Genomic DNA, 14,380 nt, shown 5'->3' with positions numbered 1-14,380 from the left:
AGAATCTTGGCTTTTTTGATGTTCATTTTTATGTTTCATCTACTTGCAATACTACAAGCTTCAAAATATATTATTTGTTAGCAGGCGTATTCATTACTTTCATCTGTGGGCAGTTCTCTTTTAAGAGTGAAATGAATTTTTCTTCTTCTAGTGGTATGAAAGTGGTCACTGAGTCAAATAAATTGTAATGGATTTCTAATTGTTGTCTAGTCCATTTTTTTGAATGAAGTTTTTTACCAGAGTATTTAACGTGACGAATATCTTCAAATGGAATTTCAGTATGAAAAATGAAACCGTGTTTTACAACAAGAGATGATTCCGTTACGTTGTAGTGAGAGAAATAGAATGAAGAAAGATTCACGATATTTAGCAGCATCATGAGAGTGAAAAAAATAGAATTTTCATTTTGGAAGAATAATGAAACGAAAAAAATAATTATAAATAATGTAATGAAAATGACGTGGAATGGATTTTTTTTCGCTTTAAATTTCAAGTTAGTCACCTCGGTATACTTGTTCTTTAACTAAATTAAATCATAACATTATGATAAAACGTGTGAATATGCAGAATTGCATATTCACACGTTTTATTATTCATGTAAAATTTCTTGATGGGATAAATTCAAAAGAAGTTTTGTAATAGTGGAGTGGCATAAAGTGACTTACAAGAATAGAAAGATAGCGTTAGTCATAATTAGTTGTATGATGATTATGAGTAGTTGTGCTAATAAATTTGTTGAAGATAGAAATCGAAAGCATACATTTGTACAAGCAAGTAAGGTTTTAGTAGAGACTGTAAATAGAATATATAAAGTGAAACGTTAATTAGTGGGAGGCTTACTGCCCGGTAAATAGCGGGATAAAAAGTAAAAGGTGTTTTCTTATACGGAAACATCTTTTTTGTAGTTAAAATTGAATACTGAAGTTTTGTAATGAGTGAATACCAGTTCCATATTCACTAATCGCATATGCGTTCTGTGTAATTTGCTTAACGGTAAACCAAGGGTCTTGAAGAATATTCATGTTCTATTTCACATCCTATAAAATGAGGTTGTATAAATACATTCGCTTTTCGTTATATCAAATCCTTTCGATAGATGTTTTTATAAAAGTTTATAAAATGGGCAAACGAAACGTTGAAATGTTTGTTTGTGTTGTGATAAGATGAAGAAGTGATAATAAACGATATAGCGATTTGTTTGGTTTTTAAATAAACATTTTGAAGGAGTGTTTAGTATGAGCGATATTTCAGAGAAGTTTTGGGATGCGTCAATAGAGGAATTAAAGAAAGGGTATGTGTTTGATGAAGAAAAAGAGGGGTACATTTGCTTAGCTTGTGGTGAAACATTTATTAAAGGTGTTATTTATCAAGATAATCAAGTTTTGTATGAAGCAGAGAAGTTCGTCCAATTGCATATTCAAAATGAGCATACGTCTATGTTTGATTATTTGCTAAATATGGATAAGAAATTTACTGGATTAACGGATTTACAAAAGAAAATGGTTCAGTTTTTCTATATGGGACTGAATGATAAAGAAATTGTAAAAGAGTTGGATGGCGGAAGTACATCAACAATTCGTAATCATCGATTTACACTGCGAGAGAAAATGAAGCAAGCAAAAGTATTTTTAGCGCTAATGGAATTATCAGAAGAAAAATCAAAAGTACAAACGAAATTTGTACCAATTCACAGAACAGCAACGATGGTGGATGACCGATACAATATTACAGAAGAAGAAAATAATGAAGTATTAAAAGCTCACTTTACAGAAGGATTAGATGGACCTCTCTCTAAATTTCCGAAGAAACAAAAGCGTAAATTAATTATATTGCGTCATTTAGTGAAAAAGTTTGATAGTAATAAAAAGTATACTGAAAAAGAAGTAAATACAGTGATAGAAAATGTATACCCTGATTTCGTAACTTTAAGAAGATATTTAATCGAATATGGATTTTTAGATCGAACAGCCGATGGAAGTCAATATTGGGTGAAGTTATAATCATATGAAAAGAAAATGAATAGAAGCACAGTATTATAACAACTATACAAAGAGATAGATATTGAAAATAGATTTTTAATAAAAGGAGAAATGAAATTTGAAACCACCTGCAGATAACAATAAAGAAGGTGCGGAGTCACATAAGTTGGAAAGTGAGAGTAAACCAATTTGGAAATCGATGTCGATGTTTTTAGTACCGTTATTATTAAGTAATGTACTACAATCAGTTGGACAATTATTTGGTATGGTAGTAGTAGGAAGATGGCTTGGAGTTAATGATTTAGCGGCCATATCAGCATTCTTCCCATTATTTTTCTTGCTCGTTTCATTTGTAATTGGTATCGGTTCAGGGAGCTCTATTTTAATTGGTCAGGCGTTTGGTGCTAAAAACGAAGATCGTTTAAAAGCTATCGTTGGTACGACGCTGACATTTACCTTTATTATTGGAGTTGTGTTGGCGATAATAGGAAGTATTTTTGCGATGGATATTATGCGTCTAATGGGAACGCCAGAAAATATTATTGAAATAAGTGTACATTATGCACGGATTTTATTTATATCGATGCCAGTATTATTTTTATATTTCGCATATACAACATTTATGAGAGGTACAGGAGATTCTAAAACGCCATTTTACTTTTTAATTGTAAGTACAGCACTAAATATGATTTTATTACCAGTTCTTATTTTTGGATGGTTAGGAGCTCCGAAATTAGATGTGTATGGAGCAGCCTATGCATCTGTTATATCTACAGTTATTACGTTTATTGTCATGCTTGTGTATTTAAAGAAGAAAAATCACCCATTACAACTAGATGGAACGGTTAGAAAATACCTTCGAATGGATGGGGAGTTATTAAAGCTATTGCTAAGGCTCGGTATACCGGCAAGTATAAATATGATATTAGTTTCATTATCTGAGATTGCCGTAATCGCATTTGTAAATCGTTACGGTTCGGATGCAACAGCTGCTTACGGCGTTGTGAATCAAGTTGCAAGTTATGTACAAATGCCAGCAGTTAGCCTTGGTATTACAGTTTCTATTTTTGCAGCACAATCAATTGGGGCGAATCAATTTGATCGATTGCAGAAAGTTGTGAAGGCCGGAATTATTATGAACTACGTCATCGGTGGTGTGTTAATATCTCTTATTTATTTATTCTCAAGAGACATTTTATCACTATTTTTAACGAGTCAAACTACAATTGAAATTGCTCATAGCTTAGTTATGATTACGTTATGGAGTTATTTAATTTTCGGTCATGCACAAATTATTAGTGCGACAATGCGAGCGAGCGGTACAGTACTTTGGCCAACTGTTATTGGAGTTGTTTCAATTTGGCTTGTAGAAGTACCCGTAGCATATTATCTTTCTTACCATACAAGTCTTGGAATAGAAGGCATTTGGATCGGGTATCCAGCAGCATTTATTGTCAGCTTACTATTGCAGTATGCATATTATAAGCTTTCATGGCAAAAGAAACGAATTACACGATTAGTTAGTTAAATAGAAAAATGTCCCTAAGTTATTAGACTTAGGGACATTTTTTCGTAAGTGCAGGTTTACAAATAGCTTTTTAAAGTTATATCAAAATGTTGTCTAATGAGTGTTTTATCACTCATATAAAACTCCCACGCTTTTTCCGGTTCACCGATAATCTCAAAGGATTCCTCTGTAATATATAAAGCGCAATTATCCTCCAGTGCAATTCCTTCTATATTCCCTTGATGATTTTGTAAAAAGGAATGGAAGGCGTTCATTCTGTTTAATTGATTATAATGTGGACAAAATCTTTTATTAACAATACCCCATCCGTTACTCTCTATGTAACCAGAACCTTCATAATCTGATCGGATACTAGACGTGAACCAACACATAGCACCAGCGCTATAACCAGCAATAAGTGTTCCTTGTTGCAGAGCCAATAATAATTTTTCATCAAGTCTATGTTCTTTCCATTGCGTAAGCATGTGAATATAGTTTCCGCCACCTAGATAAATTAAATCGGCTGAATGAATCATCTCCTCTATTTCATACTTAGAAGGTGAATCTGTTGTAATGCGTAAAATTTGTACTTCACAATGTAATTGTTTTTCAAACGTGTCTAAAAATAATTTTATATAGCTTTCATCATCATGACTAGCCGTTGGAATAAACAATACTTTTGGATACTGTTTATTTGTTAATTCTATAAGGCGTTCATTAATAGGCAAGTGATTTGAATCTTGTAAATCACCGCCACCAATGACAGCTAATTTCATAGTAAAGCACCACCTAATCATTTTTGTTATATAAAAATTCGATAGAAGAGAGTTACATTCCTTCCGTAATGTAATCAATAATTAGAAAATGTAGCTTAAGTATATTGGAATAGTAAAGAAACTACTGACTATATATAACAATACATTAGAAACCATTCATTGATATATAATATTTCATACTAATGTTTCAAAAAATGGAAAAAATATGTTTAAATAGATGTAATGAAGCATTCATTCATATTGAATTTATACTTATATTTTAAAAGGGTATCGGAAATAATAGCGATTTTCTAAAACAGTTTTTACTTTTAATAGGAAGTTGTATTACAATATGGTAAAATTATTTCAATATATTTATTTAATATGAAATACAAAGAAGGAGCGTGAAAAAAGTGGATTTTCGATTTGAATTTACAACGAAGCTGAAAGAATACTTAGACGATGAGAAGGATGAAAAAATAATAAAAGATGGACATAGAGATGTAATTTTTCACTATTTATATGCGTTAGAGACTGAAATTGGCGTTGTTAAAAATCCTAATTTTACTTTTTTTGCATCAGGAAGACGTTCACATATAGTGTTAGAAAACGTTGAATTTAAAACAGAAGTAAATGTAAAAAGTAATATAATTGAAATTACAAAAATAGTGGATAATGTAGTTATTCCGTTAGATACTATCGTAGCGAAGGATCGGGAATTATTTGCCCTTGGGCGTAATGAGAAGTTTAGTGTACAAATATTAGAGCAGTATCTCTTTGATACATTTGGAGATAAGTTAGGCTTATAATGAATAGAATGTGGTACGTATTTATAGGTAGTGAATTTTAGTTTGTATTACTTGCGTTTGACCTCTCATTTAATTTGTACTACAATTCGTAGTGTGAAAGGAGTCATACGATGTTTACGCAAAACTATAGGTTAAATGAGCAAGGATTAAATCATTTCTTTGGACCGCTTGAAGCGAAGATTATGGAGATTATTTGGTCTACTGAAGGTATTACTATTAAAGAAGTCCAGCAGAAATTAAGTGAAGAATCGCCTGTGAATTTTAATACTGTTATGACAGTTATGAACAGGTTAGTAGAGAAATTACACTTAGAAAAACAGACTGTGAAAAGAAGTGGCATATATCGTGCTATACAAACGAAAGAAGAATTCTTATCCAATCAAACGAAGAAAATGACACAGGAATTAGTGGGGGAATTTGGAGATTTAGTTATAACACATATGATAGATGAGTTAGAGCAGGCTGATCCGAATTTAATAAAAAAATTAGAAGACAAATTGAATCAGTTAAAAAAAGAGGATCGATGAAATGAAATGGAAAATGCGTAAAATCGTATTGTTAGCGCTCATTGTTAGTACCCTCTTTTTCAGCTTGTTATTGTATTATGTTACATATCCATTTCTCTTTCAAAATAAGGCATTCTTCCTTTCAAAGTTTTGCTTGTTTCAGTTAGAAAAACATATGAAAGAACTATCAATGGTTCGTATTATAATAGCGGGGTTATTATTAATTACTGTATTGATTGTGTGTAAAAGAATTTGGCGGCAATTTTTCTATAGTAAAAAAGTACAAAAAGTACTTATCCCATTTATTAGAAAAGGGAAACAAATATATATACTGCCGACTGCGGAAGTTGCAGCGTTTACAATTGGATTATTCCGTCCGAAAGTTGTCATGTCGGAAGGTTTGCTTCAGACGTTTTCAGATGAAGAGATTGATGCGATTATTTTCCATGAAGAATATCATCAAAATAATTGGGATCCGCTAAAATTATTTTGTTTTACGTTATTAGCAGAAGGAATGATGTACATCCCGATATTAAAAGAATTGTTACAACGATATCATACGTATCAAGAGTTAGCAGCAGATAAATATGCGATGCAAAAAATGGAATCTTCATTTGAGTTAGGTAGCGCATTATTAAAATTAATTAAAATAAAGACAATGGAAAATCGATGTGTTACAGCTTCATTTGCAAAAACAGCAATAAATTTACGAATCGAGCAAGTGTTAAATGAAAAGGTTGCTAAGCTTACTATTCCGTTACATACGAACTCGGTATATGTAACAATAGGGTTATTCTGTGTGTCGATTGTACTTATTGTCGGAGAGTGCATATAGCCTCTTTTTTTTAGGGTAAACACTACTCTATGTAGTGTGGATAGAGTGTTGTCATTTATATCATTATACTTTTTATCGCTATATATATCTTATTTATCATATATTACAGGTATTTTATTGTATACAAATCAAATGACGAAAATTACAGCATTCTTTATTCGTCTATTCGGTGGATTTACAGGTTTTTAAAAATGAGGAGGAAGAAAAGTGAAGAAACTAATTGCTATTATACTAGTAGGTGCTCTCGCTTGGGCGGGGGTTAACTTTTATAATTCAAAGAAAGAAGAAAAGGAAAGAAAAGCAAAGCAAGCAGAGTTACAAGAGAAAGAAGTATTACCACAAGTAGGTTTTAAAGCACCTGGCATCACATTAAAAGGATTAGACGGAAAGTTGCAGTCGTTAAATGATGCCAAGGGAAAACCATATATTATTAATTTTTGGGCATCATGGTGTGGGCCGTGTGAAATGGAGGCACCTGACTTAGTTCATATGTATGATAAATATAAAAAGGATGTTGAAATTTTTGCGGTGAATGCAACTGTTAGTGACCCAGTACAAGAAGCAAGCGTATTTGCTAATCGCTATGGATTTGAGTTTCCGGTTCTACTAGATATGGACGGAGTAGCTGGACTAGATTATAAAGTATTCTCTTTACCGACGACATTTTTTGTTAATAAGGATGGAATTATAGTAGATCATGTACGAGGTGTATTACCACCAGATCAATTAGAAAAGAAATTTAAGAAATTGATTGAGAGCTAAAAGGGGATTTCGTGATGATGGAGTGGATCGTGAGATTACAACCCGTATCTCTTATAATTGGAAGTCTATTTGGATTTATGTTGATGAAACGAAAGATGAGGCATCAAAATGCATCATATGAAAAAATGATGGATGCCGTAACAAATGCGTTTATTATCATCGTATTTGTATGGAAGTTTGCACCAGCAATTTTAAATCCTGTATGGGCTTTTAAATCGCCATTGCAAGCATTATTAGCTATAGGAAGTATGCAACATATTGTAGTAGGATGCGTAATTGCTAGTGTATACATTGTTTGGAAAAGTAAAAAGGAACAATTTTCGCTTCGTATTTTACTTGATGCATTGCCTTTTGGTCTGTGTGTAAGTATTATCTTTTATTTTCTATTACATCATGAAGTAGGTGTACAAACGACACTACCATGGGGAATGAATATATACGAATCTAAATTTTTGTATCATCCTATTTTTGTATATGAGATTATCCTCAACCTTTGTATAATGGGCTTGTTATGGATGAAAAATGAAAGGATCGGAAATGGAAAGAATATAAGTATTTTTCTAATTGTTGAGGGGTTTGCTCAAATCATTATTTCGCTTGTTAGTGAACAAAATTCGGTACAGTTTGGTCTATCAGCACAGCAAATAATGAGCTTTTGTATTATTAGTTTAGGGATTTTGTTGGTGCCGAAAAAATAAAAAATAGCCATTAACGGATATTCCCCGTACATGGCTATTTTTTATTACATATATTAAAAAATCGGCGGAGTAACAGAAAATAAGACTATCGCATTTTTCTCAAAATGATTCACCCATTTATGCTTTAAATAAGCAGGTATCTTTACACTGTCGCCAGTTTCTAATACGTATTCTTCCTCGTTTAAATATAATGTGATTTTCCCATCTAAGACAAATGCTAATTCTTCTCCTTTATGTTCTAGCACATTTTCTGATGAAGCTGTATTAGGCGGGACGGTCATAATTGCTGTTGCTAAATTTCCAGTGAAATCAGGTGAAAGCATTTCATATGATAAATTATCGATAATCATTTTCTTTCGTTTATGGGAACGTACAATTAAATCGTCTGTATTTGTATCTTCAAGTAAAAAGCTAAATGTTGGCACATCAAGAGCTTTAGCAAGCACTTTTAATGTTTGAATAGAAGGGTTAGCGGACCCACGCTCAATTTGACTTAACATAGATGGTGTAATATCGGCCATCTTTGCTAGTTCTTTACTAGTTAAACCTTTTTCTTTTCTTTGTTTTTCAATTTTTTTACCAATATCTATATTTTCCATAATGAAAATCTCCTTAAGGGTTATTAAATTATATTTAAATAAATTAAATTAAAATTAACTAAAGTTAACGATTTGTGTTAAACTATATTAAAATTAATTTAATTATAATTTATTATATGGTGAGCTACAAGGATATAAGGAGGAAACAAAATGAAAGAAATAGGGGCATTACAAGCAGAATACCCATTAGTGAATAAACTTATTGCAACAGAAGAAGTATTTTGGATAAATCCAAACATAGAAAAGTATGAAAGGGCAATAAAAGATTCACCACTTAATGAAGAGAATGTAAAAGATGCGGAAGAGAGATTAAAGCGTTTTGCACCATATATTGCGAAAGTTTTTCCTGAAACGAAAGGGACGAATGGCATAATCGAATCACCTTTAGTGAAAATATCTTCTATGAAAGAAGCTTTAGAGACAAATTACAAGCAACCTATTTTAGGAGAATTATTATTAAAATGTGATAGTCATCTTCCGATATCAGGATCAATTAAAGCTAGGGGCGGCATTTATGAAGTTTTGAAACATGCTGAGCAACTAGCATTGCAGCACGGAATGTTAACAGAGGAAGCGGATTATTCCATTTTAGATAGTGATATATGTAGAGAACTTTTCTCGAAGTATTCAATTGCGGTAGGTTCGACAGGGAATTTAGGACTTAGCATTGGGATTATGAGTGCGAAACTAGGTTTTAACGTAACGGTTCATATGTCAGCAGATGCGAAACAATGGAAAAAAGATTTATTAAGAAGTAAAGGTGTAAACGTTATTGAATATGAAGATGATTATAGTAAAGCAGTAGAAGAAGGAAGAAGACAAGCGGATTCGGATCCTAGCTGTTATTTTGTAGACGATGAAAACTCACATGATTTATTTTTAGGATACGCAGTAGCAGCATCGCGATTACAAAAGCAATTAGAAAAGTTAGAGATTGTAGTAAATGAAGAGCATCCTTTATTCGTTTACCTTCCGTGCGGAGTAGGAGGCGGACCTGGCGGCGTCGCATTTGGTTTAAAGTTATTGTATAAAGACAATGTTCATTGTTTCTTTGCAGAGCCAACACATTCTCCTTGTATGTTACTCGGCTTAATGACCGGCCTTCATGACAAAATTTCCGTTCAAGATATCGGAATTGATAATGTAACAGACGCGGACGGACTAGCGGTAGGAAGACCGTCTGGATTTGTCGGTAAAACGATGGAACCATTTTTGAGTGGGAATTACACAGTAAGTGATGAAGAGTTATATAGATTGTTAAAAGAACTAGCTGACACGGAGAATATTTATTTAGAGCCTTCTGCACTAGCAGGTATGATTGGGCCAGTGAAAGTATGTAAAGAAGATGAGTATTTACAAAAGCAACAGTTAACAGAGAAGTTGAAAAAAGGTACTCATATTGTGTGGGGAACGGGTGGAAGTATGGTTCCTAAAGATGTAATGAATGAATACTATAGGAAAGGTTTGGAATTAACAATATAAGAAAAATGAGGCTAGTTGTAGCCTCATTTTTTCATGTACATAAAAATCTTTGTTATTTTCACAATAGTTCTTTATAGTATATATAAAGGATAACTAATATTGAATAAATACAACAAAAAAGCTTTATTTTACATAATAAGAGGATGTGTATACGATGTCATTACAGACTAAATATATAGCGGGTATTTCGCTTGGGGTTATGGGTGTCGGCTTTGCGGCTTCTATCCCTTTTCAAGGAACGGTAGCAGGAGAGATTATACAAGGGGGATTTGAAGCTGGATTGGTTGGCGGGCTTGCAGATTGGTTCGCGGTTACTGCTTTATTCCGTCACCCGATGGGAATACCAATTCCGCATACAGCTTTGTTACCTAAAAACCGTAAACGAGTAACGAAAGGGCTCATCAATACGTTAGAAAATGAATGGCTGACGAAAGAAAGTATTACGAATAAAGTAAAAGAGATGCAGTTAGCACAAATGGTACTGCAAATTGCTGAGAGAGAAATGCAGTCTGATGCTGTGAAAAAAGGCATTGTAACGATTGCTGAGAAAGCGATTGTTTCAATCGATACGGAAAAATTAGCGGTTATTATTGAAAAAGAATTAAAGACGTATTTACATACAATTAATACAAATAACATTTTACAAGTGCTTGTTGATCAATTAGTAGTACAAGAATATGATGAAAAGACACTTGATTACATACTAGTAAAAGTGAAAGAATGGACAGCGCAAGATGAAGCTCGATACCAGCTCGGAAGCTTAGGTATGAAGGCGATGGAAAATATAAAAGTAGATGGATTTTTACAGTTTACATTGAAATCGTTTATGAATATTGTAGATGAAGATAAAATTGGCGGCATTTTGCAGAAATTTATTATTAGCAATATTAACAGCTTACAAGATGCAGATAATAGTACGAGACAACTTATTTTATCGAAAATTCGTCAAGAAATTATAAATGTAAAAGAAAATGAAGCGTTACTACAAGAATTAGAAAATTGGAAAGAAAAATGGATTGCCAATTGGGATGCTACTGACAAAATAAAAGAGATGCTGGAGCAAGTACAACAAAGAGCAGTTGCTTTTGTAAATAATGAAGAATTTGCTGATAAATATGTTATTCCATTTTTACAAAAACAAATGAATAAAATAAAAGAAGATGAACAGACAGTTCAAAAAATAGAAGATTGGTTACAAAAACAAGTTGTAAGTCTTGTTGAGAAGAACCATTCGAAAATTGGTAAGCTTGTACAAGAAAACCTTGATAAGTTAGATGATAAGACGTTAATCGAAATGATTGAAAATAACGTCGGTAAAGATTTACAGTGGATCCGAGTGAACGGGGCGGTTTGCGGATTTATGATTGGATTAGTGTTAGAAGGAATTAAAGCGATTATATGAGAAAAACCTTCCGCAATTGCGGAAGGTTTTTTATTTTTCGAGAACACTCATATTCAAATTATAAGCTTTCTCAATATTTAACTTGTACGTCCCATTTCCAGTTTTAATCGAATTTTTATACCAATGTTCTTGGTTGTTTAATTCTGGATGTTCTTCTGAAGAAGTATTTTCGTTTTTCGTTAAATCTTCTACTTGTTCCCAAGGTGTACTTCCATGGGTTTCTTTTTGATTCGTTACTGCTGTTAAAGATACATCACTTTCTTTTGCAAGATGGACAGACACTCTTGAGCTTTCCTGTACAAACCAATTATTTTGTAATTGACCTGGATAAAGAGATAGTTCGTTATTTGAAGCACGGATTTCCACATTTTTATTTTGCGGAAGAACAAGCGTTGGTTTCACCTGTGGTGCTGAATTAAATAATGTATGCTGAACAGGTAAAGATTTTAAAGTGATATACATCGTTTCTCCAGTCGTTTGAACTGAAAGGAAATCATCTCGTTTTAAATTGAGTTTTTCATTTGCTTTCGTTGTCATTTCATAAGTTCCCAAAAGATGAATTTGATTTGTATTATTTCCCTCTATCGTTAGAGGCTGATGTCCTGCATCTACTACGATTTTTTTGATAGATTCAGGTATATCAAATTGTCCGTCTGGAATATTACTCGTTTGCCTCGTTGTGTTAATAGAGTGACGAACTTCTTCTAGTAATCCAGTTGATAATAAACAGTAAAAAGCAATTCCGACGCTTCCTAAAACGCCGATAAAGAAAATACTAAAAATATCATATTTAATAAATGATTGTTCCTTCTTAGAAAATAGAAGGTATAGTAAAACTTCGGCTCCAAGTATGATGAGTAAAACTGGCCACCATGCAGTTAGTGTATCTAATACTTGAATTCCTTTTACGACTGAAAATAGTAAAAAGCATCCTAACGATATAATAGAAAGCCCCATTGAGAATGTTCCAACACGCCAAGTCCTCATTCGCTTGTCCCACCTTTGTTTTCTTTATTTCCAAGTAACAATTTAAAGCCGCCGCCAATTAAAAGGAGCGCAACGATAGATGTTTGGAAATAGCGATAATATAGTTCACTAAGATGAATATTAAATATAGTTACAAAATAATCATTCAAAATAGGAAGGACTGTTTGATTTAATAAATAATAACCACCGAGTGTAATTAATCCGATACCGATCCATCTTTGATGATTTATAAAATAATCGATAATGGGTTCGTCTTGAACTCGTTCTTTTCCGTATTTTGCTGTTTGCTGTAACGCATCAAAAAAGCTATAGAACCAAATGATTGGTACTAAAAATAAAAACGCAGAAAGTCTTAATAAGTCGAGTAAATAAATAGATAGTAAGAAGGCTGCCATAAGCTGAAGACCACGGCGTTGTAAGCCTAAATACATATGACCTGCTCCAGGGAACATCGCTAAAATAGAAGCAAATGTTTTACTTTTCTTTCCCTGCTCTCGATGTTCTTCAAAATCTTCGAAAATAGTACGGTCAATTAATTGCTCGCCACGTTCTTTTTTCTGTAGTTGCTGAACAACGTCAAAGAAATTATAAATCCATAAAACAGGTAACGTAATAAGGAAGATAAGAAAACTTTCTTGCGATGTTAAAAGTGCAACGAAAATGATCATACTTCCGATTCCTGTGCAAGCTACTAAAAATGTAAGTCCGCGTTGCATAAGTCCTAATTGGAAATGGCCAAGTCCAGGGATGATGGATAAGAGAATGATATAAAATCGTTCGCTCTCTTTAGAGGAATTTATCACTTCTCCAGCTTCTTGCTTTTTCGTTTGGTTTATAATGGTGATAACTAAATCTAGTAAGTTAATTACCCATAGAACAGCTAGTAAAAATAGAGAAAGAAAAGCAATATCACGTTCTCTTACTACTATGGTACAAAATACTGCAAAGGAGAATAGAAATAGTGATCCTCCGCTATATAAAATAAACCGTCCTAGCTTTTTTAAGTATAAATGTCCAAGCCCAGGAATTAGCCCTAATACAAGTGCTAAAAAGGGATTTTTATTCATGCTTTGAACCTCCGTCCTTTTTCGATGTGTCTACCGATTTGTTTACAATTTGTTGTGAAATAGAAGACTCGTTATGTTTTGAAGATTTCTCTAAATTTGATGTCGCTGTAAAAATATACTGAAATAAACCACTTACCATAAAAATAATTGTAGCCGCAGTCGCAATTATGTAATGAATGATCGTGCGCTTTAGTGAGGTTGTTTTTATATTTTCATTAGACTGTAGTGTTTCAAAATTAATTTGCGTCATAACTTCGTTCGTAAATGAATCATCATTTATCATTGGAAGGTTTTCATGTTGTTCATCAATACTTTCCATATAAAGTGCTAAACAATGATCACATTCATAAAGATGTTCTTCCATAGATTCACGTTCATTGCTTTCTATAAAATCTAATGTATAATTGCGCCAATCTTCTTTTGAATAATGCATCATAGAAACTCTTCCTCCTTCCAATGTTTTTTAATCCATTTTCGTGCTCGATACAGTTTCATTTCGACTGTTTTTACTTCGATGTTTTCCTGTAAAGCAATTTCTTGATAGCTCTTTTCTTCTAAGTAATGTGCGAGAACGACGTCACGGTAATTTTCGGGAAGTTCTCTCAGTTTTTGAGCAATGAGTAATTTTTGCTCTTTCGTCAATAATAAAGCCTCAATATTATGAGAGGACTGTATATTTTCCTCAGCTTCTTTACATAAGGAGAGTTCTTCACTTTCTCTAGCTTTCTTTCTCTTATAATCAATAGCGTGATTGGTGGCAATACGTGCCATCCACGTTTTTAATCCGCGAAATTGATAATTTGGGAGAGAGGTGTGAATTTTTACGAATACTTCTTGTGTAACATCTTTCGAATCTTCTTCATGTCTTAAAATAGAAAAGATAACTTGAAAAATATAATGACGATATGTTTGTACAAGGATACGAAAAGCATGCTCGCTTCCTTGCTGTGCTTTTTCAATTAATTGTTTTTCCTCAATCGGTCTCTCCCTCC

At 32.9% G+C, this 14,380-nt stretch carries 18 protein-coding genes; 11 read left to right on the top strand and 7 right to left on the bottom strand.

Annotated elements, in window-relative coordinates; genetic code table 11:
* Positions 1-70: 70 nt before the first annotated feature.
* Entirely contained in the window at positions 71-493 is a 423-nt protein-coding gene (locus ACTFR8_RS05590) for a PH domain-containing protein (RefSeq protein ID WP_000669070.1), read from the bottom strand.
* A 163-nt stretch (positions 494-656) separates the two neighbouring features.
* Between ACTFR8_RS05590 and ACTFR8_RS05585 the strand changes: the two genes are divergently transcribed.
* The 3 genes from ACTFR8_RS05585 (at position 657) to ACTFR8_RS05575 (ending at position 3,507) form a co-directional block, all read left to right on the top strand.
* On the top strand, positions 657-824 hold the full coding sequence (locus tag ACTFR8_RS05585) for a hypothetical protein (RefSeq protein ID WP_000221433.1): 168 nt from the start codon (positions 657-659) through the stop codon (positions 822-824).
* Positions 825-1,235: 411 nt separating this feature from the next.
* Positions 1,236-2,000: a DUF2087 domain-containing protein gene (locus ACTFR8_RS05580; RefSeq protein ID WP_001280277.1), complete on the top strand. Its 765-nt coding sequence runs from the start codon at positions 1,236-1,238 to the stop codon at positions 1,998-2,000.
* Positions 2,001-2,097: 97 nt separating this feature from the next.
* Positions 2,098-3,507 carry an MATE family efflux transporter gene (locus tag ACTFR8_RS05575; protein WP_000804128.1) on the top strand — a complete coding sequence of 470 codons (1,410 nt, stop codon included), beginning with the start codon at positions 2,098-2,100 and terminating at the stop codon, positions 3,505-3,507.
* Positions 3,508-3,563: 56 nt separating this feature from the next.
* Here the strand turns inward: ACTFR8_RS05575 and ACTFR8_RS05570 are convergent, their stop codons facing one another.
* Positions 3,564-4,262, bottom strand: a complete 699-nt coding sequence (locus ACTFR8_RS05570; RefSeq protein WP_000762121.1) for a peptidase E — start codon at positions 4,260-4,262, stop codon at positions 3,564-3,566.
* A gap of 392 nt (positions 4,263-4,654) precedes the next feature.
* Between ACTFR8_RS05570 and ACTFR8_RS05565 the strand changes: the two genes are divergently transcribed.
* From ACTFR8_RS05565 to ACTFR8_RS05540, 6 genes are all read left to right on the top strand, one after another.
* Complete coding sequence (locus ACTFR8_RS05565; RefSeq protein ID WP_000347526.1) at positions 4,655-5,050, top strand: DUF3942 family protein; 396 nt, start codon at positions 4,655-4,657, stop codon at positions 5,048-5,050.
* 110 nt (positions 5,051-5,160) lie between these two features.
* Entirely contained in the window at positions 5,161-5,577 is a 417-nt protein-coding gene (locus tag ACTFR8_RS05560; protein ID WP_000495075.1) for a BlaI/MecI/CopY family transcriptional regulator, read from the top strand.
* A 1-nt stretch (position 5,578) separates the two neighbouring features.
* Positions 5,579-6,391 (top strand): M56 family metallopeptidase, encoded by an 813-nt coding sequence (locus tag ACTFR8_RS05555; RefSeq protein WP_000871408.1) that lies wholly within the window; start codon positions 5,579-5,581, stop codon positions 6,389-6,391.
* Between the two features lie 36 nt (positions 6,392-6,427).
* A complete protein-coding gene (locus ACTFR8_RS05550) occupies positions 6,428-6,580 on the top strand; it encodes a hypothetical protein (protein ID WP_002004832.1) in 153 nt (50 codons plus the stop codon).
* Between the two features lie 18 nt (positions 6,581-6,598).
* Positions 6,599-7,153 carry a TlpA family protein disulfide reductase gene (locus ACTFR8_RS05545; protein WP_000733175.1) on the top strand — a complete coding sequence of 185 codons (555 nt, stop codon included), beginning with the start codon at positions 6,599-6,601 and terminating at the stop codon, positions 7,151-7,153.
* A gap of 17 nt (positions 7,154-7,170) precedes the next feature.
* Positions 7,171-7,851, top strand: a complete 681-nt coding sequence (locus ACTFR8_RS05540) for a prolipoprotein diacylglyceryl transferase family protein (protein ID WP_021728690.1) — start codon at positions 7,171-7,173, stop codon at positions 7,849-7,851.
* A gap of 53 nt (positions 7,852-7,904) precedes the next feature.
* Here the strand turns inward: ACTFR8_RS05540 and ACTFR8_RS05535 are convergent, their stop codons facing one another.
* Positions 7,905-8,450, bottom strand: coding sequence for a helix-turn-helix domain-containing protein (locus ACTFR8_RS05535; protein ID WP_000427637.1), 546 nt, complete (start codon positions 8,448-8,450; stop codon positions 7,905-7,907).
* A gap of 150 nt (positions 8,451-8,600) precedes the next feature.
* Between ACTFR8_RS05535 and ACTFR8_RS05530 the strand changes: the two genes are divergently transcribed.
* Together ACTFR8_RS05530 and ACTFR8_RS05525 are read left to right on the top strand one after the other, a co-directional pair.
* A complete protein-coding gene (locus ACTFR8_RS05530) occupies positions 8,601-9,932 on the top strand; it encodes a D-serine ammonia-lyase (protein WP_000658533.1) in 1,332 nt (443 codons plus the stop codon).
* Between the two features lie 154 nt (positions 9,933-10,086).
* Positions 10,087-11,334, top strand: a complete 1,248-nt coding sequence (locus tag ACTFR8_RS05525) for a DUF445 domain-containing protein (protein ID WP_000058319.1) — start codon at positions 10,087-10,089, stop codon at positions 11,332-11,334.
* 30 nt (positions 11,335-11,364) lie between these two features.
* Here the strand turns inward: ACTFR8_RS05525 and exsE are convergent, their stop codons facing one another.
* The 4 genes from exsE to ACTFR8_RS05505 are packed head-to-tail and all read right to left on the bottom strand — an operon-like array spanning position 11,365 to position 14,309.
* Positions 11,365-12,321, bottom strand: coding sequence for an exosporium protein ExsE (gene exsE, locus ACTFR8_RS05520; protein ID WP_001261431.1), 957 nt, complete (start codon positions 12,319-12,321; stop codon positions 11,365-11,367).
* Positions 12,318-13,388, bottom strand: a complete 1,071-nt coding sequence (locus ACTFR8_RS05515; RefSeq protein WP_001039124.1) for a hypothetical protein — start codon at positions 13,386-13,388, stop codon at positions 12,318-12,320. Before ACTFR8_RS05515 ends, exsE begins: the two co-directional genes overlap by 4 nt.
* On the bottom strand, positions 13,381-13,824 hold the full coding sequence (locus tag ACTFR8_RS05510) for a hypothetical protein (RefSeq protein WP_000972351.1): 444 nt from the start codon (positions 13,822-13,824) through the stop codon (positions 13,381-13,383). The genes ACTFR8_RS05515 and ACTFR8_RS05510 overlap by 8 nt, the downstream gene beginning before the upstream one ends.
* Entirely contained in the window at positions 13,821-14,309 is a 489-nt protein-coding gene (locus ACTFR8_RS05505) for an RNA polymerase sigma factor (RefSeq protein ID WP_071686419.1), read from the bottom strand. The genes ACTFR8_RS05510 and ACTFR8_RS05505 overlap by 4 nt, the downstream gene beginning before the upstream one ends.
* Positions 14,310-14,380: the final 71 nt, after the last annotated feature.

The sequence above is a fragment of the Bacillus cereus group sp. MYBK15-3 genome, assembly GCF_051916765.1.
Lineage (GTDB): Bacteria > Bacillota > Bacilli > Bacillales > Bacillaceae_G > Bacillus_A > Bacillus_A cereus.
Note: the sequence above shows the minus strand (reverse complement) of the source record. Positions and strands in the feature narration are given on the sequence as shown.

What these genes read in the sequence shown, in the direction of transcription:
- ACTFR8_RS05580 (WP_001280277.1), top strand. Translation starts at nt 1,236, where the DNA reads ATGAGCGATATTTCAGAGAAGTTTTGGGATGCGTCAATAGAGGAATTA.
- ACTFR8_RS05570 (WP_000762121.1), bottom strand. Translation starts at nt 4,262, where the DNA reads ATGAAATTAGCTGTCATTGGTGGCGGTGATTTACAAGATTCAAATCAC.
- ACTFR8_RS05560 (WP_000495075.1), top strand. Translation starts at nt 5,161, where the DNA reads ATGTTTACGCAAAACTATAGGTTAAATGAGCAAGGATTAAATCATTTC.
- ACTFR8_RS05555 (WP_000871408.1), top strand. Translation starts at nt 5,579, where the DNA reads ATGAAATGGAAAATGCGTAAAATCGTATTGTTAGCGCTCATTGTTAGT.
- ACTFR8_RS05540 (WP_021728690.1), top strand. Translation starts at nt 7,171, where the DNA reads ATGGAGTGGATCGTGAGATTACAACCCGTATCTCTTATAATTGGAAGT.
- ACTFR8_RS05535 (WP_000427637.1), bottom strand. Translation starts at nt 8,450, where the DNA reads ATGGAAAATATAGATATTGGTAAAAAAATTGAAAAACAAAGAAAAGAA.
- ACTFR8_RS05530 (WP_000658533.1), top strand. Translation starts at nt 8,601, where the DNA reads ATGAAAGAAATAGGGGCATTACAAGCAGAATACCCATTAGTGAATAAA.
- ACTFR8_RS05525 (WP_000058319.1), top strand. Translation starts at nt 10,087, where the DNA reads ATGTCATTACAGACTAAATATATAGCGGGTATTTCGCTTGGGGTTATG.
- exsE (WP_001261431.1), bottom strand. Translation starts at nt 12,321, where the DNA reads ATGAGGACTTGGCGTGTTGGAACATTCTCAATGGGGCTTTCTATTATA.
- ACTFR8_RS05515 (WP_001039124.1), bottom strand. Translation starts at nt 13,388, where the DNA reads ATGAATAAAAATCCCTTTTTAGCACTTGTATTAGGGCTAATTCCTGGG.
- ACTFR8_RS05510 (WP_000972351.1), bottom strand. Translation starts at nt 13,824, where the DNA reads ATGATGCATTATTCAAAAGAAGATTGGCGCAATTATACATTAGATTTT.